Origin of the sequence: Paraglaciecola sp. T6c (assembly GCF_000014225.1) — a bacterium.
Lineage (GTDB): Bacteria > Pseudomonadota > Gammaproteobacteria > Enterobacterales > Alteromonadaceae > Paraglaciecola > Paraglaciecola atlantica_A.
Window position 1 is genome coordinate 3055255 of record NC_008228.1, and the last position, 25375, is coordinate 3080629.

Annotated in this window: 22 protein-coding genes; 11 read left to right on the forward strand and 11 right to left on the reverse strand. The window is 45.8% G+C overall.

Translation table 11 applies throughout. The annotated features are described in order from the left end of the window. Window positions 1-47 precede the first annotated feature (47 nt). Both PATL_RS12885 and PATL_RS12890 read left to right on the forward strand, forming a co-directional pair. Window positions 48-1217 (forward strand): winged helix-turn-helix domain-containing protein, encoded by a 1170-nt coding sequence (locus tag PATL_RS12885; protein WP_011575301.1) that lies wholly within the window; start codon window positions 48-50, stop codon window positions 1215-1217. A 36-nt stretch (window positions 1218-1253) separates the two neighbouring features. Further along, complete coding sequence (locus PATL_RS12890; protein ID WP_011575302.1) at window positions 1254-1622, forward strand: DUF3703 domain-containing protein; 369 nt, start codon at window positions 1254-1256, stop codon at window positions 1620-1622. A gap of 27 nt (window positions 1623-1649) precedes the next feature. Here PATL_RS12890 and PATL_RS12895 read toward each other — a convergent pair whose 3' ends face one another. Beyond that, complete coding sequence (locus PATL_RS12895) at window positions 1650-2081, reverse strand: CBS domain-containing protein (protein ID WP_011575303.1); 432 nt, start codon at window positions 2079-2081, stop codon at window positions 1650-1652. 386 nt (window positions 2082-2467) lie between these two features. Here PATL_RS12895 and rrtA point away from each other — a divergent pair, with 386 nt between their 5' ends. Further along, window positions 2468-3055 carry a rhombosortase gene (gene rrtA / locus PATL_RS12900; RefSeq protein ID WP_011575304.1) on the forward strand — a complete coding sequence of 196 codons (588 nt, stop codon included), beginning with the start codon at window positions 2468-2470 and terminating at the stop codon, window positions 3053-3055. Window positions 3056-3119: 64 nt separating this feature from the next. Continuing rightward, on the forward strand, window positions 3120-3551 hold the full coding sequence (locus PATL_RS12905) for a GFA family protein (RefSeq protein WP_011575305.1): 432 nt from the start codon (window positions 3120-3122) through the stop codon (window positions 3549-3551). A gap of 127 nt (window positions 3552-3678) precedes the next feature. On the opposite strand, the gene yeiP is transcribed toward PATL_RS12905, so the two are convergent. Continuing rightward, window positions 3679-4251, reverse strand: coding sequence for an elongation factor P-like protein EfpL (gene yeiP, locus PATL_RS12910; protein ID WP_011575306.1), 573 nt, complete (start codon window positions 4249-4251; stop codon window positions 3679-3681). Window positions 4252-4461: 210 nt separating this feature from the next. Beyond that, on the reverse strand, window positions 4462-6090 hold the full coding sequence (locus tag PATL_RS23080) for a S9 family peptidase (RefSeq protein ID WP_367643729.1): 1629 nt from the start codon (window positions 6088-6090) through the stop codon (window positions 4462-4464). A 127-nt stretch (window positions 6091-6217) separates the two neighbouring features. On the opposite strand from PATL_RS23080, the gene PATL_RS23085 reads away from it, so the two are divergent. Both PATL_RS23085 and PATL_RS12920 read left to right on the forward strand, forming a co-directional pair. Beyond that, complete coding sequence (locus PATL_RS23085) at window positions 6218-6292, forward strand: huwentoxin-IV family protein (RefSeq protein ID WP_367643730.1); 75 nt, start codon at window positions 6218-6220, stop codon at window positions 6290-6292. Between the two features lie 905 nt (window positions 6293-7197). Next, window positions 7198-7740, forward strand: coding sequence for a glutathione peroxidase (locus tag PATL_RS12920; RefSeq protein WP_011575308.1), 543 nt, complete (start codon window positions 7198-7200; stop codon window positions 7738-7740). Between the two features lie 60 nt (window positions 7741-7800). On the opposite strand, the gene PATL_RS12925 is transcribed toward PATL_RS12920, so the two are convergent. The 8 genes from PATL_RS12925 to nirB all read right to left on the reverse strand — a co-directional run bounded on the left by PATL_RS12925 (window position 7801) and on the right by nirB (window position 18856). Further along, window positions 7801-8409, reverse strand: coding sequence for an FMN-dependent NADH-azoreductase (locus tag PATL_RS12925; RefSeq protein WP_011575309.1), 609 nt, complete (start codon window positions 8407-8409; stop codon window positions 7801-7803). Between the two features lie 101 nt (window positions 8410-8510). After that, complete coding sequence (locus tag PATL_RS12930; RefSeq protein WP_011575310.1) at window positions 8511-9623, reverse strand: CmpA/NrtA family ABC transporter substrate-binding protein; 1113 nt, start codon at window positions 9621-9623, stop codon at window positions 8511-8513. Next, window positions 9616-10254 carry an ANTAR domain-containing response regulator gene (locus tag PATL_RS12935; RefSeq protein ID WP_011575311.1) on the reverse strand — a complete coding sequence of 213 codons (639 nt, stop codon included), beginning with the start codon at window positions 10252-10254 and terminating at the stop codon, window positions 9616-9618. The genes PATL_RS12930 and PATL_RS12935 overlap by 8 nt, the downstream gene beginning before the upstream one ends. Window positions 10255-10688: 434 nt before the next feature. After that, complete coding sequence (locus PATL_RS12940) at window positions 10689-11774, reverse strand: glycosyl transferase family protein (protein WP_011575312.1); 1086 nt, start codon at window positions 11772-11774, stop codon at window positions 10689-10691. 163 nt (window positions 11775-11937) lie between these two features. Continuing rightward, on the reverse strand, window positions 11938-12966 hold the full coding sequence (gene cobA / locus PATL_RS12945) for a uroporphyrinogen-III C-methyltransferase (RefSeq protein WP_011575313.1): 1029 nt from the start codon (window positions 12964-12966) through the stop codon (window positions 11938-11940). Beyond that, on the reverse strand, window positions 12963-15866 hold the full coding sequence (locus PATL_RS12950; protein ID WP_011575314.1) for a nitrate reductase: 2904 nt from the start codon (window positions 15864-15866) through the stop codon (window positions 12963-12965). Before PATL_RS12950 ends, cobA begins: the two co-directional genes overlap by 4 nt. A 49-nt stretch (window positions 15867-15915) precedes the next feature. After that, window positions 15916-16260, reverse strand: a complete 345-nt coding sequence (gene nirD / locus PATL_RS12955; protein WP_011575315.1) for a nitrite reductase small subunit NirD — start codon at window positions 16258-16260, stop codon at window positions 15916-15918. A 10-nt stretch (window positions 16261-16270) separates the two neighbouring features. Continuing rightward, on the reverse strand, window positions 16271-18856 hold the full coding sequence (gene nirB, locus PATL_RS12960; protein WP_011575316.1) for a nitrite reductase large subunit NirB: 2586 nt from the start codon (window positions 18854-18856) through the stop codon (window positions 16271-16273). A gap of 576 nt (window positions 18857-19432) precedes the next feature. Between nirB and PATL_RS12965 the strand changes: the two genes are divergently transcribed. From PATL_RS12965 to PATL_RS12985, 5 genes are all read left to right on the forward strand, one after another. Then, complete coding sequence (locus PATL_RS12965) at window positions 19433-20314, forward strand: TraB/GumN family protein (protein WP_011575317.1); 882 nt, start codon at window positions 19433-19435, stop codon at window positions 20312-20314. Between the two features lie 35 nt (window positions 20315-20349). Then, window positions 20350-21120, forward strand: coding sequence for a molybdopterin-synthase adenylyltransferase MoeB (locus tag PATL_RS12970; RefSeq protein WP_011575318.1), 771 nt, complete (start codon window positions 20350-20352; stop codon window positions 21118-21120). Between the two features lie 142 nt (window positions 21121-21262). Then, a complete protein-coding gene (gene moeA / locus PATL_RS12975; RefSeq protein WP_041714447.1) occupies window positions 21263-22507 on the forward strand; it encodes a molybdopterin molybdotransferase MoeA in 1245 nt (414 codons plus the stop codon). Then, a complete protein-coding gene (locus PATL_RS12980) occupies window positions 22508-23872 on the forward strand; it encodes an MATE family efflux transporter (protein ID WP_011575320.1) in 1365 nt (454 codons plus the stop codon). A gap of 146 nt (window positions 23873-24018) precedes the next feature. After that, window positions 24019-25356, forward strand: a complete 1338-nt coding sequence (locus PATL_RS12985) for a serine hydrolase domain-containing protein (RefSeq protein ID WP_011575321.1) — start codon at window positions 24019-24021, stop codon at window positions 25354-25356. Window positions 25357-25375 lie beyond the last annotated feature (19 nt).

Genomic DNA, 25375 nt, shown 5'->3' on the forward strand with positions numbered 1-25375 from the left:
TCGGTAAGTGACTTCTATCATCGACAATTTACTCAGATGTATAAAATATGCTTGAGTCTATTTCGTTGCAGCAAGGGCGTAAACTTGTATTGCACGCCCAAGGCCTGCCAAGTAAAAGCCGCTCTGGCGATCCGGTAACCCATTCTTTACACTCCCTAGAAGCCTTGGGGTATGTACAAATTGATACCATTAGCGCTGTTGTGCGCGCCCACCACCATACGTTATGGAATCGAAATCCCCGTTACCATTGTGACCACCTAACGCAACTGATTGCCAACAAGCAGGCATTTGAGTATTGGTCCCACGCGGCTGCGTACCTTCCTATGAAAGATTACCGCTACAGCTTGCTGCGCAAAAATGCGCTGGCAAACGGTACGCTTGATCATTGGTATCCCAGAAATCCTAAATTAATGGCTCACGTGCTCAGGCGCATTCACGCTGAAGGGCCTTTGATGGCTAAAGATTTCGAGAGTGCAAGTACGGCGTTCAAATCAAAGCCAAAAGACTGGGCGAGTAAACCTGCCAAACAAGCGTTAGAGTACTTGTTTATGCAAGGGGATTTGATGATAAAGGAGCGGGTTAATTTTCATAAAGTATATGAGTTAACCGAACGGGTTTTACCCAGCGATGTGGATGTACATCCCCCCAGCGAACAAGACTATTGGCGTTTTTTGATAACCCGATTTTTAAGCGCAAATGGGCTAGGACAAGCGAGCGAAATAGCTTATTTGCGCAAGCATACCAAGACGGGTATAAAACAAACTATCAATATCATGTTAGAAGCGGGCGAACTCATTGAGCTTGACGTAGCAGGTCTCCGCTATTATGCGTTGCACAGCCAGCTAGACGCCCTTAATACCCCTATAAAACGCAGTCAGCTGCACATTTTGTCGCCGTTTGATAATTTGCTTATTCAACGTAAGCGTATGCAAACCCTGTTTACATTCGACTACTTATTAGAATGCTATGTACCTGCCCACAAGAGGCAGTTTGGTTATTTTTCTCTGCCTATTTTATGGGACACCAGGCTCGTTGCCAGAATGGATTGTAAAGTCGATCGAAAAGGCAAGGTCTTGCACATTCATCATTTAGTGCTTGAAGCGAGTTTACGTAAGCTCGATGCGTTTCATCAGGCGCTGAATAAAAGCTTGAAAGCATTTATAGCATTTAATCACTGCCAAACCTATCTCTTGCATAAGACTACCCATTTATCCTAACCTTGCATTGACCCCCCAGTAGATAATGAGCACAAAATGAAAACTAACTTTAGAAAAAACATTCGATTTGTGGTGCTAAAAGAATTGGCGCGAGCATTAGACGCACGGCGTAAAGGCAACTATTTACAGGAATTCGCCCACCTGGAACATGCTCATGTGCTGGGTCAGAATTCAACGTATTGGCATACTAAAGTTCATTGTTTGATGTTTGCTTGGGCAAAACGCCAAGCAGATAAAAAAGAATGTATTGGGCAGTTATTGCGCATCGTAGGTGCCGTGAGTAAAACGGCAGTGGGCGCCCTGCCCCAAGGCAACACAGGGGGGAGTAATATCAGCCCTTTTAAATCACTTCCATTACAGGAACGTCACGCAAGAGCAATCGCGCGTGCCCAGGCGCCTCGTTAACGACACGCTAGTTCACTGATAATGACATTATTGCTTGCGATGAGATTTCTCTAACTGGTTATGCTCAATAAATTTAAAAATATCACGCCAACTTAAGATCCCGATGGGCTTGTTATTTATATTGACGATAGGTAAGCAAGAAATTGAGTATCGATTGAAGGCTTTAATCGCCTCCAGCAAGCCACTTTTTGGAGATAAACAAACAGGGTCGCGAGTCATGATCTGATGAGCAGGCTTTTTCAAATAAGCTAAGTCTTTACTTGTCTCTGATGCCGTACCGACAGCAGGGCTGATGGCTTTAAGTAAATCGCGATCTGAAATAATGCCAACTAACTGGCCCTTGTCTACTACCAACAAATGATGAAATCGATGATGTTCAAAAAGTACCCTTACGTGAGCTAACGTGTCGTCCATATTGATACTCACCACTTCTACTGACATTAACTTGTCTACTTGCATGCTCCGGGTTCCTTATTTATGAGTATTGGCATTCTTTGTAACGGGTGATAGTCATCATAAGCCTCACACTGTCGGTGTAAGCCACTGCTTGAGCGGAAATTTTTCATTATTTGCCAAGATGATCATCGCTATTTAGGATACGCCAATTAAAATGGGCTTGACAATATTTGCGCTGTCGTCCCCTAATTTGCTAAACATGTGAAACAAGATAGGGCTAGAGCCGTTCTGGTTTTATTGAAGTACTGCGAAGAATTATTTAATGCGACAGCAAACGAATTAGTCAAAGACGTCGACCTACCATGACTTGCTTAACGCTTGTGAGTAAGATGTCGCACTTATGCCGAACGAAAATGCCTATTTACTTAAACCCCAGTTGAGAGTCCTTGATGTTACGACTACCCTACGCTTTGCCCCACTCCCTTGGGCCAATCATAATTTGTGTCATCGCGACCATGCTTTTTATCGCTGAGCCTTCCAGTAGCACCTGGCTAGCATTCGACCGTGAGTCCATAAACCAAGGTCAATGGTGGCGGGCACTAACGGGTAACTTTTTACACACCAATTTTAATCACCTCTTGCTCAATCTGGCGGCCGTAGTTTTGCTCTGGTCACTCCACGGTCAGTATTATCACACCGCTCATTACTTGCTAATGTTGGGGTTGTTTTCGTTCGGCGTCAGTGCGGGGATTTATTATTTTGAACCAGAAATGCAATGGTATGTCGGGCTATCAGGCATTTTACACGGTGTTTTTGTATGGGGCGCCTATCAGGATATCAAGTACGGCGTCACTAGCGGCTGGATCTTAATGGTCGGTGTATGGGCAAAAATAGCAAACGAACAAATCGCAGGCCCAAGTGGGAGCATCGCCGAGCTTATTGATGCAAACGTAGCCATTGATGCACATTTATTTGGGGCTTTTTGTGGGCTCCTAGTCATTATTTGTTCACTTATCAAACAGCAAAAAAACGGCTAAGCTTGTGGTTACATTCGCAGTGCCCATTAAAGTATTGCACTAGGAAATAGCATAAGGAACGTACATGAGCCAAGCGATAAACCTAACGGGACATTGCCTATGCAAGGCAATAAAAATAGCAGTGAGTGATGTCAAACCTCATATGGAAGCCTGTCACTGTTCGTCATGTCGTGCCTGGGGCGGCGGCCCGCTGTTGGGCATTGATTGCGGTACACACGTCACGCTAACCTCTGAGGATGACGTTAGCGTGTTTGACTCATCCGAATGGGCACAGCGCGGGTTTTGCCGCCACTGCGGTAGCCACCTTTTTTACCGCTTAAAAGAAAACCAACAATACATCATGCCAGTGGGCTTATTCGACATACCAGAGGGAGTCAAAGTTGAGTTTCATTGCCAAATTTTCAGTGATGAAAAGCCCAACTATTACGACTTTGCGAATCAAACTAAAATGATGACGGGCGAAGAAGTGTTTGCCGCGTTTGCACCGAAAGAGTAGCTGTTTTATGGCCTAAAAAATACCACTAAGCTGTGATGTGAGTCGAGCTTAGTGCTTATTTTTCGATAAAAAAGCCCGCTGAACATACGTTCAACGGGCTTTCTCACAACTGAATTTATTAAGCAGGTTACTTGTCAGCGCGGCTGACAAATTTATGCTCGCTGGTGCTAATCTTAATGCGCTCACCACTTGAGATATACTCAGGCACTTGCACCGTTAAGCCTGTGCTTAGCGTAGCAGGCTTAGTCCGAGCACTGGCTGAGGCACCTTTAATGGAAGGGTCAGTCTCGGTGATCACCAACTCTACATTGGGTGGAAGCTCTATGCCCACAGCAGAGCCGTTCACTATCATCACTTGCAACCCTGTAGTGTCTTCGGCAATGAATAATAACTCTTCTTCAATGGTTTCTTTATTGATGTTGTAAGGCGTGTAATCTTCCGAATTCATGAACACGTACTCATCGCCATCAATATAAGAGAAAGTCACCGGTTGGCGCACAAAATCAGCGGTTTTGATCATTTCATCGGCTTTAAAGCTCTCGTCTGCTTTTGCGCCAGTGGTTACTTCGTACAAACGCATACGGTAAAGGCTCGCGCCGGCGCGACCGCTTGGGGTTAATTTATTGATATCTTTAACCACATAGACTTTGTCGTTATGTTCAATGGCGGCGTTCTTTTTTACTTCACTGGCTTTTGGCATGTTTTTTCTCTGACGTTTAGTTCTGCTAATGGGCTCTGATAATCGGTTTTACTGTTCGACACAGGCAAACCATCAAATAAATTTGGCATCGAAATTACCAGAAAGCCCGTGTAAGGCAAGCAGATTCTCAGTCTGCCTAAAAGTAAAAAGCCCAGACAGTCGTGCTGGGCTTTGAGTTAACCACTCTAGGTAAAGGCGTACGCTACAGTGTTACAACGTCGTTTCAAACAACTTGTAGATGCGGCGATATTCGTCAAGCCATGAGCTAGGTTGCACGAAACCATGTGATTCCACGGGATAAATCGCTGTTTCAAAATCTTGTTTTTCAAGTTCGATTAAACGTTGTACCAAACGCACCGTGTCTTGAAAAAACACATTTGAGTCCACCATAGGCGCATTGATCAGCAATGGCTTTTCTAAGCCTTCTGCGAAGTACAGCGGTGAGCTGCGCTCATAGGCAATAGGGTCCACGTTTGGCATGTTCAATATGTTTGAGGTGTAACCATGATTGTAATGAGCCCAATCAGTGACAGGACGAAGGGCGGCACCAGATTGAAACAAGTCTGGCTGAGTAAAGAGCGCCATAAAAGTCATAAACCCACCGTAAGAGCCCCCATATGTGCCAATGCGTTCACGATCAACATTAGCGTTTTCTACTAACCAATTAATGCCATCGCGTAGATCATCAATCTCTGGTTTACCCATATGGCGATAAATCGCTGTACGCCAGTCTCGCCCATAGCCTGCTGAGGCGCGATAGTCCATGTCCATTACCACATAGCCTTGTTGGGCTAACATGTTATGGAACATAAATTCACGGAAATAACCTGACCAACCTAAATGCGAATTCTGCAAGTATCCTGCCCCATGGTTAAAGATCACTGCTCGGCGTTTTTCGCCCTTGTTATTCGCATTCTCTGCCGGTTGATACACCCGTGAAAAGATTGGCTGAGTGGTATGGCTGGATTTGACCGGCACAATATCCGGTGCCGCAAATCCCATGGCCAAAAACGCTTGGCTTATGGTGTGCGTCAAACGCGTTACTGGTGCGCCAGGTGCGGCATTTTGAACGTACAGTTCAGGCGGCATTGTCAGCGTTGAATGGGTCAGTAAAAGTTTGCTTTCATCAGGGCTGAGTTGGTAATCAGTCATGCCATTTAAGTCAGTCAAGGCTTCGATTTTCCCGCTACCTATGTCAACACGGTAGATTTCATAAATGCCTGGGTGCTTCTGATTGGCTTTGTAATAAAGATACTCGTCGTTTTTTGTGAGGGTCAAGTCATTGACCTCGAAGCGCCCTGAGGTCAATGCTGTTGCGTTTGCGTTTAGTGGCTTGACATACAAATGCGCATAGCCCGACTTTTCAGACAGATAATACAATTGTTCAGTATGGTGCAGCCACCCAAAGCTATTAAAGCGATAGTTAATCCATGCCTCATCGTGTAAACGCTCTTGATTAACTAAGCTATGCTTCTTCAAATCGACAGTAGCAAGCCACCGGTCTTTGTTGTCCCACGCTTCAACCATAATGGCGACCTGTTCGCCACTTTCATGCCATTGAATAGCGCCTTGGGTCCACGACCAATCACTCATCAGTACAATATCACGTGGCAAGCGGTTGCTTTGATAGCGTTTGCCTGCAGCGTTCGCATTCTCCTTTTTAACCTCAGCTAGCACGTCTTCGTTGTAGCCAGGCAAGTTTTGGTAGCTCAGGGCATGTTTTTTGTGATTTGTTAAGTCTAGTAACCACAGTTGATGATTAACGGGTTTAGCATCTGCAACACGTTGGCGCACTTCTTTATGCTCAATGCGCCCGTCTTCACCGATGTAAGCAGGCATCAAGTCATTGTCGCTACGTGTTTTTTGCGTAGCCGTCGTCGCTAACAATGCCCATTTCCCATTGGGGGACACGCTAGCCAACACGAGTTCATCCCCGTCGCTGAAATAAAAAGCCTCTGGTGCCAAGGTGCTGTTGTGCTTTGCAAGTGCGGCTTGCTGCGCAAACTTAGCTTGTCGGTCGCTGCGCTTTTTAGCCACATAATCAATTAACGCAATTTGCTGCTCGGCGATGTAATCAGCTGGTTTTTCGTTGACGATTGGGGCTTCGCTGAACTGCCAAGTGGCTAGCTTTTGCGAGAACCCATTGCTGGGGTCTAAGCTGATCAAGTTGTTGCCTCGCTGGTAAGCAAGGCGCCCATCGTTCAAGAATTGGATCTGCCGTGGGCCATCTCCGTCTTGGGTTAATTGGCGGACTTGATGTTGCTCGCTGCCGCTGAGGGATTTAATAAAAATATTGCCCTCAAATACCCAAGCAGAATAGGTGCCTTGTGGATTAGTAACACGATCGCCATCGCTAACCTTGTGCAATTGTGCTAATTCAACTTTTTTCGCGTCATCGGGACTCGTGCCTTGCGACAAAGTGCTGCCCTGAACCCGCCACAAGTGCGTCACTGGTGAGCCTTGCTCTTTACGGGTATAAAAAACCGATTGGCTGTCATCCCCCCAATAGCTGCTTAATGGTTGCCTGCCTATCCAATCTGGGTCGGCCATAATCTGTTCAAGGCTAAGTGTATTGTCACCCGTTATACTGTGTTTACTCGCAATCGTACTTGGCGACGGCTCGGTCAACGCTCTGTTAGCTATGGGGGCTTGAGCATCATTTTTATTGCTGATTGGCTGTGTATCTGTCGTGTAGGTGGCACTGCAAGCGAACACGCTGGTAGAAATTAATACCACCAGCAGTGTTTTAGAAAATTTATACATTATTGTTTTTCCTGCGAATTTTTTTAATTTTTTTGAATAACAATTTACTTTAAACGCAAAATCAATCAAATTAAACTGCTATACAGACACACTTACAAAATAGTCAGCGCTATAATAGACATGATAGTAAGTAAACCAAACGTACTAGATATGCTGACTATGTAGAAAACACTCGAGGTCTCCATGAAGAAGTTACTTGCTATTACCTGCCTAATGTTCTTTTGTAACATGGCTTACAGTGCACAATGCCCTGATTTATTAAAGTTTGTTAAGCGTAAACTCAACTCTCAAGACACGGTCAATCTGTGTGAAACCTATGCAGGCAAAACGGTACTCTTCGTTAACACCGCGAGTTACTGTGGTTTTACCCCGCAATTTAAGGGCTTAGAGGCGCTATACAGTAAATACAAAGATCAAGGTTTGGTGGTTTTGGGCTTTCCGTCACATGATTTCAATCAAGAAGACAAAGATGAAAGCAAAACAGCTGAGCTTTGCGAGCTCACATACGGTGTCGAATTTCCTATGTTCGAAGCCATGCCTGTGCGCGGGCGTGATGCTGACCAACTCTATCGTATGCTGGCGAAGAAGTCTGGCACGACCGTTAAGTGGAACTTCTATAAATACTTGATGGATAAAAACGGTAATTTGGTCAACGCCTACGCCTCATCAACCAAGCCGACAGATCCAGCATTTATTGAAACCGTGGAAAATACCTTAAAACGATAAACACCCTTTACTACATGTTAAAAAGCCCGATTGACTCGGGCTTTTTTAGCTATTAAACGTTTAAACGGTTGCAGGTAGCAGCGTTGTCAGACTTTCTCGGGCTTGTTGCCATGATGTTTGGGCATACTCTTCTCCCATATTCAGTCCTTCAAGATAAATAAAGTTCACATCTGTTATCCCCATAAGACCAAAGACCAGTTTTAAGTAAGGCGTCTGCGTATCGTTATCAGTACCTTGATAAATACCGCCCCGCGCAGCGAAGATATACACTGTTTTGCCTTGTAGATGCCCTTTAGGGCCTTCTGAGGTGTAACTAAACGTACGCCCTGCTCTTGCGACTCGGTCAATCCACGCTTTAAACGTAGACGGAATAGTAAAGTTGTACATGGGCATGCCCACCACTATGACGTCGCTGCGCTCTAACTGTGCCAATAACTCGTTTGAATAAGCAGCAAGAGCGGCTTGATCATTGGTCATATTGTCGCTGAGCATGCTCCACGTTTGCATCTCTTGAGCGCTTAAATGCGGCAGATTCAAGGTGTTTAAATCAACCTTTTCCACCTTGATACTTTCAGTTTGCTGTAGTTGTGTCACAAACTCACTCGTCAATTGACTTGAGTTGCCGTTCTCACCTTGTAAACTGGCATTTAGCACTAATACGTTCTTCATTTAAAACTCCCATTGCTGACTGATTTGAATGCAGTATATGGTTATTTAAACGAATGAAAATTGCATTATTTAGCGAATTTAGTTCTATTTATTAGAACTTACTAACCTGAGCGGCGATAAAACTGCACGCCTTGATCTTCAATCAGCAAGCGCATTTTTTGGTAAATATCAGGCCTAAAGACCTTAGCGACCAAGTCAAGCGGTATTGTCACATGTGGCGGTATTTGCCCAGCACTGACCATATGCTTTATTAACCACTCTCCGCGCACCAACTCAGGCTGGTTAATGCAACCATTATTGCTCACAGAAAATTGATTATAAGAAGGAATGCTGCGCGGCGGCAGCGACTTGTGCGTTAAACAACTACCGAGCAATGACGGCGCTATTACATCAAGTTCAGCATTTAAGTATTCTTGTCGGCAAAGTAATCTAGCGGCTTCAAAACGATTGGGCACAGATTCGAGCCAAGCACAGGCTTGCTTAAGGGCTGCACACAACGCTAATACCGTATTAGGATGTTTTTTGTTGAAACTATCTAGCAAGCCCAATACCTTCTCAGGTGAGTCTTGCCAGATATCGAACGACGTTAGCGCCGTCATGCCGATGCCTGCGCGAACCGCTTTGGCGTTCCATGGGCCGCCGACACAAAAGCCATCAATATCACCGTTTTTCAAACATTCAACCATGCTGACAGGTGGCACAACTAACATTTCAACGTCGTCTAAACTTACTTTTGCCGCTTTAAGCCAATCTCTTAGCTGGTAGTAATGACAGCTATATGGAAAAACCGTAGCGAATTTCAGTTTAGATAACCCCTGACGCTTACGTTTCTCGACCACGTGTTGTAATAAGTAGCCTGCCATCGGTAGCGTGACATTGGTTAGATCATTTTCTTTGAGTATTTCTTGCAACAAACTTTCTGAAAGGGTGATGGCATTGCCATTTAAACTGAGTACTAAAGGTGTGATCACATTTGCTGGCGGCGCCCCAAGCCCTAATGCGCTGGCAATTGGCATAGGCGCCAGCATTTGTGCCGCGTCTAACACACCTGCATGGAGCTTGTCCCTGAGAGTTGCCCATGAGTTTTGTTTTTGCAACGTTACGCTAAGGCCCCATTGTTCAAAAAAGCCTAGCTCTTTGGCGACAACAAGGGGCGCGGAATCGGTGAGCGGGATAAACCCAAGCGTAATATTTGGTTGTTCTGGTTTAATCATTTTCATTACCTTTTTCAAATGAGCGCAGCATGGAAACGATTGTCTTGGCTACATCTTCGAGCTTCTGGCCTGTGTCCATAGCGGTCTTGCGCATACTATGAAATGCCTGCTCTTCACTCATTTTATTTGTCTTCATCAATAAACGTTTTGCTAAATCGATGCTTTTGCGCGATTCAAGTTGATGCTTGGTATCGTTCAATTCATCTTTAAGTTTGTGAAAGGCTTTAAACCGAGCCACTGCGGCGTCCAAAATCGGTTTAACACGCTCGGGATCTATGTCTCCAACCACGTAGGCACTCACGCCAGACTGCACCGATAGATTAATCGTTTCTGTGTCTTGCTGTGATGAAAACATCACCACAGGTTTAGGGTTATAGTGAGAAATTGTGTGTAAGCTTTCTAACATATCGCGATTCGGAGACTCGATATCAATCACTATGATGTCAGGCTGAATTTCGTCTACCTGCTTCAAAAGCCCAGCCTGAGAACAGGCCAAATGGCTCACCTTGTAACGGGAGTTTCCAAGCGCCGTCACGATGGACTCAGCGCGCTGAACATTCTCATCTATCAACAAGATGTTCAGCTGCTCATGATGCGATATTCGCGTTTGGCTTTTTGCTGTAGATATCAACGGAGATTCCTGAATGAGTTACATGCTGCTCTAAGTCAATAACTGTGTGCAAAGCTTACGCCAAGATAAAAAACCAATACTATCAATTAGTTATATGATGCATTTTGTTCTAAAATGGGATTGAACGTACGAAAATGGGCAGTCGCACCATCAAAGTGCAATGGGTTGCACAAAAAATGAACGAGCAATAAATTACTCGAAGTCTTTGCCTGTCACTACTGAAGTAATGTAGGTTTCACTAGGGCTAAGTGCCTCGGCGTACAAGGCACTTTCAAATGTATGCCAAAAGGTGCTGCCCAGAGCATTTCTGAGCCTATTGCTAATGGGATCATGCAGAGTAAATTGCGCATGTAAATGAATAGGATGATGGTGGATGTGAGGGCATCGAATCAGCTCTTATCCCCTCAATTGTTCATTTCGAGCGGCACATAAACTCAGTGCGCTTTATGTGCCCCCGCAGTTTGATAACTAGCAGTGTCATTTTTAACAGGCAGGGTAAACGACCACTTTTTGTTACGCCCTTGCCAGCATTGCTCCGCGCGATGTTTAGCATCTTCAAGACTGAGATTCTCAGTGAGTATCAACATTAAGCTCAAGCTACCCAAAATAGCTTGAGTGCCATATGCATTGTCATTGCTGCCTTGCCACACCTCTACTAACTGTTTCACGTCTAGTGTTTTCGGCTTAGTCACCCACTGAGACAAAAATACCGGAACCTCTACGGTGGTTTCTCGTCCTGCTTGACAAAGATGTAAGGTTACCTCGCGCTCAGGGTTGTACTCCACTTCCCCTCCTTCACCGCGAAAACACATGATGCTGGTTAGAACAGTCGGATTTTGCTCATACACTAGCTTGGCACAGTGACTATGCTTGATGTCTACGCCTCGGTGGAAAACGCCTTGAAGGCTACAGGGGGCTTGACTGGCATTTAACATACGAGCAAGCGTATTAGCACATGAACGCAGCCCAAACTGGCCGCGTAATTGGATCATGTCATCGAGCTTGGGATTTATATCGGCTAAGTCCATATAACTAAAACCCAATGCTTCAAGTTGCTCACCCGCATGAGCAGCATTTCTGGCCGGCTCAATCCCTAGCTGGGGTAATACATCTTTCAAATATAGCCGGTTTGAATCTGGCTCATGGGTACCGTGTAAAAACACCTTTTTACCTTGCTGACCTAGGGCAATAACCGCTAGCAAAAACCAAGGTAAGTGTCGGCGCTTCCCCGCATAGCAACCTAAATCAATATCAATCGGCAGGGCCGCTATCTGTCGGTCATTCACTTCACGAAAGGCTTGAATGAAACCGGCCAATTCTTCTGCAGTTTCTTCACGTACCCGCAGCAGCATCAAAAAAGCGCCTTTTTGCTCAGGCGTGATCTCATCATTGATCAGCATTTTCATGGCTTGGTACGCTTGCGCCTGACTTAGGGTGCCACCAGCGCGTTGGCCGCGGCCAATAATACGAATAAACTCTTTAAATTCTGTGGGATGTTGCGTGCTGCTGTTTGTTCTCATGGATGTAAAAATGCCTACAGGCTCGTTATGCCTTTATCAATGCGACGCGTCGATGTCTGCTAATGGTGTTTCAAGTGGATTGTACAATCAGCGCTGAGGCTTTGCTTTCAGGGCTAATCAAAGGCTCACTGCCATGCACTATGCACTCAAAGCACCAATAACGTTATAAAGACTGTGCAAGCGCATCGTTAATTTCATTATGTGTTTGGCATTGTAAACCGTCTTGTTGGTGATAAGAAACGACTCTTTGACGCTTACTGACCACTTCACCCACGATGATAAGCGCAGGCCCAGTAAATTGACGACATACTAAGCGCTGTGCGATGTTTTTTACTTGCCCTATGCACACCTGCTGCTGAGCACTGGTGGCTTTATCGATTATCGCCACTGGCAAATCAACAGGTAAACCATGCGACTGCAGCTGTTGCATAATCGATTCAACCCGTCGCAATCCCATATAAAATACCAGGGTTTCAGCGTTTTTACCTTTGGCATCTGGCATAGCGCCATTAACCAAGCTTTGCCAATCTGGCTGTAACGCAGGATCTTTTAAATGCGCAGTAATAAAGCGCACTGACTGAGCGCAATCCCTGTGGGTTAACGGTATTCCCGCGTAAGCAGACGCGCCAGATGCCGCGGTAATGCCAGGTACTATGCTAAATGGGATCTGATGCTTGGTCAGTAAGTCACATTCTTCAGCCGCTCTAGCAAATATGGCAGGATCACCGCCTTTTAAGCGCGCAATGGTTTTGCCCTCTTTAGCCACACTGACTAACAGTTCGCTTATCTGTGTTTGGGTCATGCTATGTTCGCCGCACTTTTTACCCACAAAACGACGCTCTACATGTGCTGGGATCATATCTAGAATATCCGGATTGACCAGCCAGTCGTACATAACCACATCGACACTTTGCAGTAGTCGATAGGCTTTAACCGTCAGTAATTCTGCATCACCAGGGCCAGAGCCAATAAGGTGAACATGCCCTACACCATGTTGGGCATTAGCCTTATTTGCGCTGTCATTTAGGTTTTTAAGCCCAGTGCGTAACCCTGCATTTAGTCCTTTAAGCGCATCCAATGAGCGCGCTTGTGGCGAGTTCAGATTGAATTTAAAAAGTTGCGCCACAAATTGACTCAATGCCTGTGGCAAAAGACTATTTACATGTGAAATAACGCTGGTTGGCGTGTTCATAATTGGGTCTCCACAGCGATACGTTCACCGCTAAATGTCATCTGATTTTGTTGGGTATTCTCTGAGGGCGAAGCGCCATTCACTGTGGCTAAAACAGGCGTGTGGCGGGCGCTATTTGCATTGTCATGCTCGTATTCGTGAGCATTGATCAACTGTTGTAACTCGCTTTTACACGACCCGCAGTTTGTGCCGCACTTTAGCGTTTCGCCTAATTCATCAACGCTGTTACAGCCTCTGGCTATTGCTTCATTGATCGGGTTGATGCCCACTTTAAAGCAGCTACAAATTAAACGTCCTTGGTTAAATTGCTCGTCTGGCTCGCCACGTAGCAAAGCGGTTGTTTGCTCTACGCTCAAGCTGTCAGCTGCGAGTAAAGCACTTAGCCATGGCGCGTTATCCTCTAGGGTATGTACGTCACTAAATGCAGCAAACTGTAATTTATCACCCATTAATGCGTAAGCGCTTTGCTGAGTATCGCCTTTACGCGCAGCCCAAATATACTTATTGCTGATACTTGTTTGAATAAACTCTTTTAAATCAAAGGCTAGACTGTCGTTTTCAACCCGCGGCGAAGGAATTCGACCGTGAGCAAACGTCAGCATCTCACCGCCCGCTATCTTGGTTAGGCGCCAATAATCAAATGTCGAGCACAGCTTGCTTATTACGGCTTGGCGTTGCTCATGGCTGCCCTGAAGGTGCTGCGTAATAAAGATGTGACCATGATGGAAAAACTCGACTTTTAGTGCGTTAATCGCAGCATGTTTTAATTCAGGTTGGCCAGAAATAGGGTCGTTGGCGTCTGTGTATAAATGGCTAATATTCGCGGCCGCATTGTTTTGCTCGCTCCAGTGAATGGGTGCGAAAAACTCACCGTTACGCTGACCTTCATCTATTTTAACCGGTAACATCACTTGACTAAGACTGGTGCTGACTCGTGAGGATAAGGCCAACAAATCACCTTCTTTTACCTGTAACTTAGAAGCATCAACACTGTTTAGTGCCACGCTAGCATGGGCCACGTGGCTGGTTAGATCGGCACTGGCACCTGTGCGCGTCATGGTGTGCCACTGATCGCGAACCCGCCCACTGTTAAGCACAAACGGAAATTCAGTCGTGGTGGTTTGTTCAGGGGCTTTAGCCTCAATAGCAATGAACTGGGCTTTTTGACTCGCGGTGAAAAAGCGACCATCGGTAAACATGCGCTTTACCCCATCAGGGTTGGCTTTATTCACCGGCCATTGAATGGGAACAAGGTTGTCGTACTGTTTTTGCGTTAGCCCACATAAACCAGATAAATCAAGATCTCGGCTTCCGTTATTCTGCTCTGCCGTTAAGCCGCAATACTCATCGAAAATTTCACTCGGGTCTGTGTAATTAAAACCGTTGCTGAAACCCATTTTTTTCGCCACGTCACAGATAATCTGCCAATCATGACGTGCTTCCCCTGTGGGCGGTAAAAAACCCCGCTGGCGGGAAATTCTGCGTTCTGAGTTAGTAACCGTACCGTTTTTCTCTGACCAACCTGTGGCAGGCAATACCACGTCAGCCATAGCGATGGTGTCATTGTTAGCCACGCAATCTGAAACCACCACCATTTCACATTTGTTTAAAGCGGCTTTAATTTTATGCCTATTGGGCATGCTCACCATAGGGTTCGTTGCCATTACCCAAACGGCTTTAATCTTGCCTTGCTCGATGGCATCAAACATATCCACCGCTTTCAAGCCAATATCAGGCACGATGGTGGGTGACTGCCAGTAGTTTTGCACTAGCGCTCGATGCTGTGCATTACCAATATCCATGTGACACGCCAACATATTGGCAAGCCCACCCACTTCACGACCGCCCATCGCGTTTGGCTGGCCCGTGATGGAAAACGGTCCGCAACCTTCACGACCTATTTTGCCCGTGGCAAGATGGCAATTGATAATCGCATTGGCTTTATCAACACCGCTGCTAGATTGGTTTACACCCATTGAATAAAAGCTGATTGCTGACTCACTGCCTGCAAAGAGCTGATAAAACTGTTCAATTAAGGTTTGATTAACATCACAATATTCGGCAACAGCCTTAAGAGTCCAACTTTCACAGGCGGTAATGGTGGCATCGAATCCCTCGGTGAAAGCGGCAATGTAATCTGAATTGAGGTGTTTATGTTGCTCAAGATAGTGAACTAGGCCATTGAATAACGCTACATCGGTGCCTGGTTTAATGGGTAAGTGTAAGTCTGCGGCCTCACAACTTGCGGTGCGCCGCGGATCGATGAACACCAAACGCATATTCGGGTTGAGCTTTTTCGCCCGCTCAATACGTTGAAACAATACTGGATGTGTCCAAGCGGCATTTGAGCCCACAAGCACCAATAATTCTGTTTGCTCTAAATCTTCATAGCTACAAGGTACGGTATCAGCACCAAACGCACGTTTGTAGGCAGCCACTGCAGATGACATGCACAAACGTGAGTTGGTATCTATGTTGCCGCTACCGATATAGCCCTTCATTAATTTGTTGGCGACGTAATAATCTTCGGTCAATAGTTGCCCTGACACGTAAAATGCGACTGAGTCTGGCCCGTGCTCCTTTATAAGGCTGGCAAATTTGTTGGCTACGGTGCTGATAGCAGCATCCCATTGAGCCCTCTGGCCATTAACCATAGGAGTCATGAGTCGACCTTGCTTAACGTTGGTTTGGGCCAACTTACTGCCTTTAACGCATAAGCGCCCAAAGTTAGCTGGGTGGCTAACCGTGCCCTGAACGCTAACAAGTTGTTCGCTGTCACCCTCGACGTTACTGGTAACGTCTACACCACACCCTACTCCGCAATAAGGGCAAGTTGTGGTGCTTAGCTTTGAACACGCTCCTTGAACTGAGGACTGAGAAGCGCTGGTTGGGTTTATCATGTAGTAGGGCCTTTTGAAAAATTAACTTATAGGCTGCATCAAGGTGGCATTACGCCACCGCTAGCTGCACCTTGTCGCCCTCAACACGCACGTCATAGACACTGACTTTACGCGCTTCATCGTCTAGGCATTTACCGCTTGTTAAACAGTAACGCTGTTTGTACAAAGGCGAAATAATCACAGTTTTATCTGCCACTGAACCAATCAAACCTCGATACAACACATTTGCTTTACCAATAGGATCCCAGTTACTGATGGCATAAAAGTGTACTTCGCCTTTCTCTCGTACTTTAAAAATGGCCACTTGTTGCTCTTTCACTAACGCACACACGCCTGAGTTATCAACCAAATCATTAAGGTGACAAATATCTGTCCAATTTTGTTCTGTGCTCATAACTGACTCCTTACGCCAACTCAACAACATCGATAATTTGCTCGGTACCTTTGCCGGATTTAGCAAGGGTCTCTAGTTCCGCTTCCGTAGCGGGTCGAATTTGCGCGCGCTCTTGTACAAACACGACATTTTTATCGCTCTGTTCGCTGTTGACGAATTGACGAAAACGTTTACGTGAAGACTCATCTTCAATGGCTGTTTTCCACTCACATTGGTAAGTATCTTTGATGTGTTGCATTTGTTGCTCGAGCTCTTCGCCTAAGCCTAGGGAGTCGTTGATCACCACATCTTGCAAATACGCTAACCCGCCTTCTAGATTCTCTAACCATACTGAGGTGCGCTGTAAACGATCCGCAGTTGCCACGTAAAACATCAACACGCGGTCAATATATTTAACTAAGGTGGCGTCATCTAAATCAGTAGCAAACAAATCCGCATGGCGAGGTTTCATGCCGCCGTTACCACATACATATAGGTTCCAGCCGTTTTCAGTAGCAATAACCCCTATGTCTTTACTCTGTGCTTCTGCGCACTCGCGGGTGCAACCTGACACACCAAATTTTATTTTGTGCGGCGCACGTAGACCTTTATAACGGTTCTCCAGATCGATAGCCTGACCCACAGAATCTTGCACACCGAAACGACACCAAGTACTGCCTACACAAGACTTAACGGTACGCAGTGATTTCGCATAGGCATGACCGGTTTCAAAACCGGCAGCAATAAGGGCTTCCCAAATAGGCGGAAGTTGTTCGACTCGCGCGCCGAACAAATCGATACGTTGGCCACCTGTGACCTTGGTATACAAGTTGTATTTTTTCGCAACTTGACCCAATACAATCAGTTTGTCTGGGGTAATTTCACCGCCGGCAATACGTGGCACGACCGAGTAGGTCCCGTTTTTCTGCATATTGCCTAAATAAGTATCATTGGTGTCTTGTAAGGCTACGTGAGGCTTTTCTAACACGAAGTCATTCCACACCGAGGCCATAATTGAGCCCACAGCAGGCTTACAAATTTCACAGCCTAAACCGTGACCGTGTTTTTCAATCAACTCGTCAAAGCTTTGAATTTTGCCGACTTTAACCATGTGATAAAGCTCTTGGCGCGAATAAGCAAAATGCTCACAGATGTCTTTTTTCACTTCCACGCCGCGTTTGCCCAATTCACTGTCGACCACGGTTTTCAGTAACGCCGAACACCCACCGCAACCAGTGCTGGCTTTAGTGCATGATTTAACACTGGCTAAATCGCAGGCTCCGCCATCAAAAGCAGCAATAATGTCGCCTTTTGATACGTTGTGACATGAGCAAATGGTCGCCGTTTCAGGCAGCGCGTCTGCGCCTAAGCCACCTGCTGGCGCATCACCTGAGGCAGGCAAAATCAAGCTTTCAGGGTGTTCAGGTAAATCGATGCCATTTAACGCATATTGTAGAAGCGTGTCGTAGTCACTGGTGTCTCCGACCAAAACGGCGCCAAGCAGCACACTTTGCTCATGGTTAACCACCATTTTTTTATACACGCCATCAGGCTGATTTTCATAAATGTAGGTTTGCGCACCAGGTATGCGAGCATGTGCATCACCAATAGAGCCCACTTCAACGCCCATGAGTTTGAGCTTGGTGCTCATATCTGCGCCTAAAAATTCTACATCGCCACCCGTGATGTGACTCGCTGCAGCGCGCGCCATGGTGTAGCCTGGGGCAACTAAGCCAAAAATAAAGTTATTCCATAAGGCACATTCGCCAATAGCATAAATATCTGGCTCGGACGTTAAACAGTGGTTATCAACCACAATACCGCCGCGTTCGCCGATTTTAATCTCATATTGGCGTGCTAGCGTATCCTGTGGCCGAATACCTGCTGAGAACAGGATCATGTCGGTCTCTAAAAAATCCCCATCGGCAAAACACATGCGATAACGACTTGTTTGACCCGCCTCAATACGCTGTGTGGCTTTTTGGGTGTGAACTTGCACGCCTAAGGCTTCAATCTTGTCTTTTAATAGACGACCGCCGCCTGTGTCGACTTGAACCGCCATTAATTGCGGAGCAAACTCCACAACGTGAGTTTCAAGACCAGCCTCTCGCAATGCGTTCGCCGCTTCTAAACCCAATAAGCCGCCCCCCACAACCACACCGGTTTTGCTCACTTTAGCTGAAGCGCTGATATCCTCTAAATCTTCAATGGTGCGGTACACCAAGCAATGAGGTTGATCGTTCCCCTCAATTGGTGGCACAAACGGATAAGAGCCAGTGGCCATGATGAGTTTGTCGTAAGCGAAAACCTGACCGGATTTGGTTTTAACAAACTTACCTAGCTTGTCAATATCGACCACTGCGGCATCAAGGTGAAAATCAACACCTAATGCTTCATAGTGTGCTGGCGTGGTTAACGCGAGATCGTCCGCTGTCTTGCCTGAGAAATATTCCGACAAATGCACTCGGTCGTAAGCGAGTCTTGGCTCAGCTGATAACACAGTGACTTTATAAGTAATAGAAGGGTCGGTTTTGCCGTGGTTAGTGATTTGCTCAACAAAATGGTGGCCCACCATTCCGTTTCCTACCACGACTATATTGACTGTATTTGCTGACATGTTGGTCCCCTGAACGAAGTGTTTACTCAACTAATTTTGCCCATAAAAAAAGCCCACGCGACTGAGTGCTAACAGTCTGAGTGGGCTTCTTTGCCTGTTCCATGCTTGGCACTAATTGCCGGCACAGTACATAAATGTATTTATCGCGAACGGTATTCGCTATCTAAAACGAGTTCAGTTAAATTAATGCAGGATCATTGCCAAGTATTAATTCCTTATAATTCATATGGTTATAATTCACGATTTGGGATTTGAATTTTATGGCGCTTAATTTTGGTGCAAAGTACCTAAAATGGAGCAAACACCATGGGCTGCTTTACGTTAAGTTGTGTACAGAACACCGCGACTCTCGGATTAGATCATTCCCGCGAATTGCTGTTAAGTATCGATGGATTGCACATTGTTTGCCCAAACAGCCGTAAACAGCGGATTTTTGGTTCCTTTGTCTGCTGAAAAGCGGCACACTGAGTGATTAACGACTAGGTTATTTGTACTCATTCAGCGCTTTTTTGACTCAGTAAGCCCGACGAGTCCTAAGAAGCCGATTATATATCTCGTAAAGGAAGACTATTGAACATGTCATTATTTCGCTCGGCTTTTTACTCAGTTTCTGTACCACTCATTGCGGCCATCTCGATGTTCACCACCACGGTGGACGCCGCTTCAGTATGGAAGGTCACCTCTGGCGACAACAGCTTATATATTGGCGGCACTATTCATATCTTGGCCCCAGAAGATTACCCCTTACCCAGTGAATATGAAACGGCCTATCAACACGCTTCCACCCTAGTGTTTGAAACAGATATGACGGCGGTAAAAAGCGTTGAGTTTCAGCAAAAAATGTTAGGTATGATGACTTACACTGATGGCCGATCACTCAAAGACGACTTATCACAACAAAGTTACCAAAAACTCGAAACGCATTTAGCCCAGCGGGGTATACCGATTGCGCAAATGGCGGCAATGAAGCCGAGCCTTATTAGCATTACCCTGAGTATTATCGAACTGCAAAGCCTAGGCTTTACTAGTGAAGGCGTTGACCAATTTTACTCTGACAAAGGCACTCACGCGGGTAAAACCATTCAATGGCTTGAAACCCCAGATGAACAATTGAGTTTTCTCGCCAATTTGGGTGGTGACGATAACGACGCCCTGATTGAATACACCTTGCGAGACATTAAGAAAATGCCCGTTTTAATAGGCGACATGCGCACCAGTTGGCGCGAGGGCGATATGCAAAAAATGGCGGACATCAGTATCGTGCCTTTTAAACAAGACTATGCACAAATTTACCAAGATTTGATTGTCACCAGAAACGCTAATTGGATGCCACATATAGAAGACATGCTAAAAACATCGAACGTAGAATTTATTATGGTCGGTGCCATGCACCTTGCGGGCGATGACAGCGTATTAAAGCAGTTAAAAGCGCAGGGCTACCGCGTAGAAAAATTATAGCAAAGCAGAAAACGGCCATTATTTATCAGGACACTATGCCCTCTATTACGCCCCCGACACTAACCAAAGCGCTCGCCTTGCGTTACGCGAGGCAAATTTTATTGCCAGCTATCGACCTTGATGGCCAAGAAGCCCTCATGGGTTCCAAGGTATTGATTATTGGTGTAGGCGGTTTAGGCTGCGCTGCTGCGCAATACCTTGTTAGTTCTGGTATTGGCGAAATCACCTTGGTGGATGATGACAAGGTTGAGCTGTCTAATTTACATCGCCAAGTTCTTCATCATGAACAAGACGTGGGCGTTAAAAAAGTCGATTCAGCGAAGACGAGTTTACTGGCCAATAATAGCCTGTGCGTTATCAACACCATTGATGAGCGCCTTGATGATAATGCGCTTAGCCAACACGTCAGCCAACATAATGTGGTGCTCGATTGCACTGACAATTTAGCCACTCGCCAGCAAATTAATAAACTGTGTTTCACTCATAAGGTGCCCCTTATAAGCGGCGCTGCAATTCGCTTTGAAGGTCAAGTGAGCACCTACCTGATGGATAACCACAGCCCTTGTTACCAGTGCTTAAGTCAGGTTTTTCCAGAGCAGCAGCTCAGCTGCATGGAAGCTGGCGTGATACCTCCGTTAGTAGGCGTTATAGGCAGCATGCAGGCATTAGAGGCGATTAAATATCTCACAGGTGCTGGCGAACTTCTCAATGGTATTTTGCAACTGTTCGATGCTAAATCTTCGCAGTTTCAACGCTTTTCTATCCCTAAAAACCCGCAATGTAGCATTTGTTCTAAAACGGGCTAATACAGCTCAATACACACAACAGCATTATATATTCATATACATAGCTGCTTGCAGTTTTATTTTATGTTTGGCCTTTCGTTACGTGGCCCTTGTCAGTAATATTGGTCGGCTAAGAAATTCCTCGAATAAGTAGTCTTTTATGATGATAACCAGTTGCGACACTCCGGGTTTGTTACCTTTATCACAGGCGCTAGATGCGATGCGCAGCGTTATTTCAGCCGTGACAGAGCATGAACAATGCGACTTAATGCAGGCTCGAGGACGTATTTTAGCCGAAGACGTTATTTCTCAGGTAAATGTTCCCCCTAGCGACAACTCCGCCATGGACGGTTATGCCATGATAGCTGCAGACTTGCAGCAACAAGACACCTTAGAATTAGTCGGCACTGCCTTCGCAGGTATTCCTTATGAAGGCACTGTGAATCCAGGTCAATGCGTGCGCATTATGACCGGCGCCATTATGCCAAGCGGGGCCGACGCCGTAGTGATGCAAGAAAATACCGCTGCGCTTGATGACACCCCCCAACGCATTCAGTTTATGCAATCGCCTAAAGCCGGTAACAGTGTGCGAAAGGCAGGAGAAGATATTAGCCGAGGTGCGGTGGTACTCAACGCTGGCACACGCTTAACTCCCGCGCATTTATCTCTGTTGGCTTCTGTGGGAATTGCCACTGCGTCCGTAGTTCGTAAACTTAAGGTGGGCTTAATTGCCACCGGTGATGAATTGGTATCACCTGGCAATACACTTAATAGCGGGCAAATTTACGAAAGCAATCGTTATGCCCTGCGCGGGATGCTAGAGGAGTTTGGCGCACATGTGATTGATTTTGGCATAGTAGAAGACAAACCTGAAAGCCTACAACGCACCTTTGAAGAGGCTGACACGCGCTGTGACATTGTGCTTTCTTGTGGCGGCGTGTCCGTCGGTGATGCTGATTATGTGAAAGACGTTTTGCACAGTATAGGCAGTGTTAATTTTTGGAAAGTGGCTATCAAGCCAGGCAAACCCTTCGCGTTTGGTCAATTAAGCAAAGCGTGGTTTTGCGGCCTTCCAGGCAACCCTGTTTCATCTTACGTTACCTTCGAGCAATTGGTGAAGCCGGTGCTTGAAACGCTAAGCGGGCAAACGCCGAGCATGGCTATGTTATTAAATGCCACCGCAGACTGTGATATACGCAAAGTCCCTGGGCGCGCTGATTATCAGCGAGGTATATACCGTTCGGGCGAAAACGGCCAATTGTTCGTCAGCCCCAACGGCAAACAAGGCTCAGGCGTAATGAGCAGTATCGCTCATGCTAATTGTTACATCGTGCTGGCGCAAGATGCTGGCAGTATAGAACAAGGCAGCACTGTACTTATTCAACCCTTTACCTCATTGGCTTATTAAGTGACCCTAAAAATCGAATTCAAAGCCCTTGCCCATTTGGCTTGGCCCTTATTAATTGCCCAAGTAACCCAAACATTAATGGGCGTATCTGACACCATTATGGCGGGGCGCTTTTCCGCTACCGATATGGCCGCTGTGGCCATAGGTTTTAGCTTTACTATGCCTATGCTCGTATTTATTCAAGGCCTAACGTTAGCACTGCCGCCCATTATTTCGCGCTTTAACGGAGCAAAACAACTAGATAAAGTCGCCAATGCCAGTTATCAAGTGATGTGGTTAGCACTGTTTTTTGCCCTACTGTCCTTGGTGCTCAGCACCTTTCTGGATTTTTTCTTTTCGCTAATTGAAATGGAAGCAGACCTTCGCGTGATCACTATCGATTATGTGCGATATGTACTCTACTCCATGCCGGCTTTTGCGTTATACCAAGTGTTACGCAATGTGTGTGAGGGACTGTCTATCACCAAACCGAGCATGATCATTATGATTATTGGTTTGCTGGTGAATATCCCTGCCAATTACGTGTTTATTTACGGTAAACTCGGCCTACCCGCTTTTGGCGGTGCAGGCTGTGGTATTGCGACTGGCTTGGTGTTTTTGGCCATGATGTTTGCCACGTGGGTGTACACCCTCAATTCTAAAAAGTTACAACAATATGCGCTTTACACGCGTATTTTTGCTCCCAACGTTAAAGACATGTGGGCTAGCCTCAAATTAGGCTTACCCATTGCCTTGACTATTTTATTTGAGGTCACACTTTTTACTGTCGTCGCAATCTTACTGGCGCCTTTTGGCTCTACGATTGTCGCAGCGCATCAGGTGGCTCTGAATTTCTCATCGTTGATGTTTATGATCCCATTAAGTTTAGGTATGGCGACCAGTATCCGAGTGAGTCATCTACTGGGTGAAAACAATCCATCACAAGCTAAGATGGCTACCCGCGCAGCACTATTAATGGGGTTAACCTCTGCCACACTGACTGCCACTATGACCTATTTGGCCCGGGTTCATATTGGTGAGCTTTACAGCAACAACGCTGAAGTCATAAACATGGCGGCAGGCCTTATGTTACTAGCAGCCCTATTTCAGTTTTCAGATGCCATACAAGTGGTTTCAGCTACTGCGTTGCGCGGTTACAAAGACACCGCAGCCATGTTCTATCTTAGTTTTATTTCCTACTGGGTAATCGGCATGACGATAGGCTGCGTATTAGCCCTCACTGATTGGATAGTCCCGCGCATGGCCGCAGCAGGATTCTGGATAGGCTTTATTTGCGGGTTAACCTCAGCGGCAATTTTGCTGGGCCTTAGGTTGCGCCACGTACAGCGCCGCCAAGAAAACATGCCTGTTGAAATAAGCATTTAACCCGTTCTACAGCCACCTATTGTTACTCACTTTAGGTGGCTGTGATGATGAGGAAATACAATACCCGCTATCGTGAATAGTTCCCCATTGCATCGAATTGGCTTAACGATTATTGTTTAAATAATCGCCCATCCACTAAGCCCGTCATGAAAAACCTCTTTAGTCTGTTCATACTTACCTGCGTTTTCAGCTCAGCCGCACTGGCTTTTGATAAAGCCAAGTTAGATAAATACATAGAAAGCCTAGATACCCATGACAAGGCCATGTTCAGTGTGGCTGTGGTGCAAAATGGCCAACCTATTTATCAAAAATCCATTGGCTATGTAGATATCGAAACTAAGCAAGTCGCCAATAAGAACACTCAGTATCGTATTGGCTCCATCACGAAAGTATTCACATCCACAATGATTTTTCAGCTTATTGATGAAGGTAAGCTTGCATTAGATACCAAGCTCGCAACCTTCTACCCGCAAATCAAGAACGCCGAATTGATCAGCATGTCCATGCTACTTAACCATAGAAGCGGTATTCATAATTTCACCGATACCCCTGATTACGAGCAATACATGACTAAAGCTAAAACCAAAGCTGAAATGGTAAGCTTGATTGGATCGTTAGACAGCGATTTTACACCAGACAGCGCGGCCAGTTATTCAAACAGCGGCTACGTACTACTGGGGTTTATCATTGAGGACATCACAAATGATAGCTACGAAAATCAGTTACATAAGCGAATTACCGCTAAAGTAAACCTGAACAGAACGACATTTGGCGGACCCGTTAAGCCGTCAGATAATCAAGCTCACTCTTATAAACATGCAACAAGCGAATGGGTCGCACATTCAGAAACTGACATGAGTATTCCATATGGGGCCGGCGCTATTATCTCTACCTCGACTGAAGTCGGGATATTTATCGAAAATCTCATGACTGGCAAGCTTACCTCAGCAAACTCACTGGCGAAAATGAAAGAGCTTAATCAAGGTTATGGGCGCGGACTGTTTGCATTTCCGTTTCATGAAAGAATCGCTTACGGACACACAGGAGGAATTGACGGATTTACCTCTCACACTGGCTACATTGGTGACGATGAAGTTGTTTTTACCTTGACCTCTAACGGTATGAACATGTCAATGAACGATATCAGCATTGCCATTTTAAGCATCTACTACGATATGCCGTTTGATTTACCTGACTTTGGTCAAAAAGCCATTACCTTAACCGAAAGAGAATTAAGCCAATACCAAGGTGTGTTTTCGTCAAAACAAATAGCGCTTAACATTACCCTCAAAACCGATGGGGCTATTCTGACAGCACAAGCCACCGGTCAGAAAGCATTTAACCTAACGTCCTATTCCAGCACTGATTTTCGTTTCGATCCGGCGGGAATAAAAATACAATTTGCCACTCAAGGGGAAAAGGTTGATTACACCACCTTTGCGCTCAAACAAGGGGGCGGTAAGTACACGTTTATCCGCGAGTGATGCCATAACAACGAAAGGG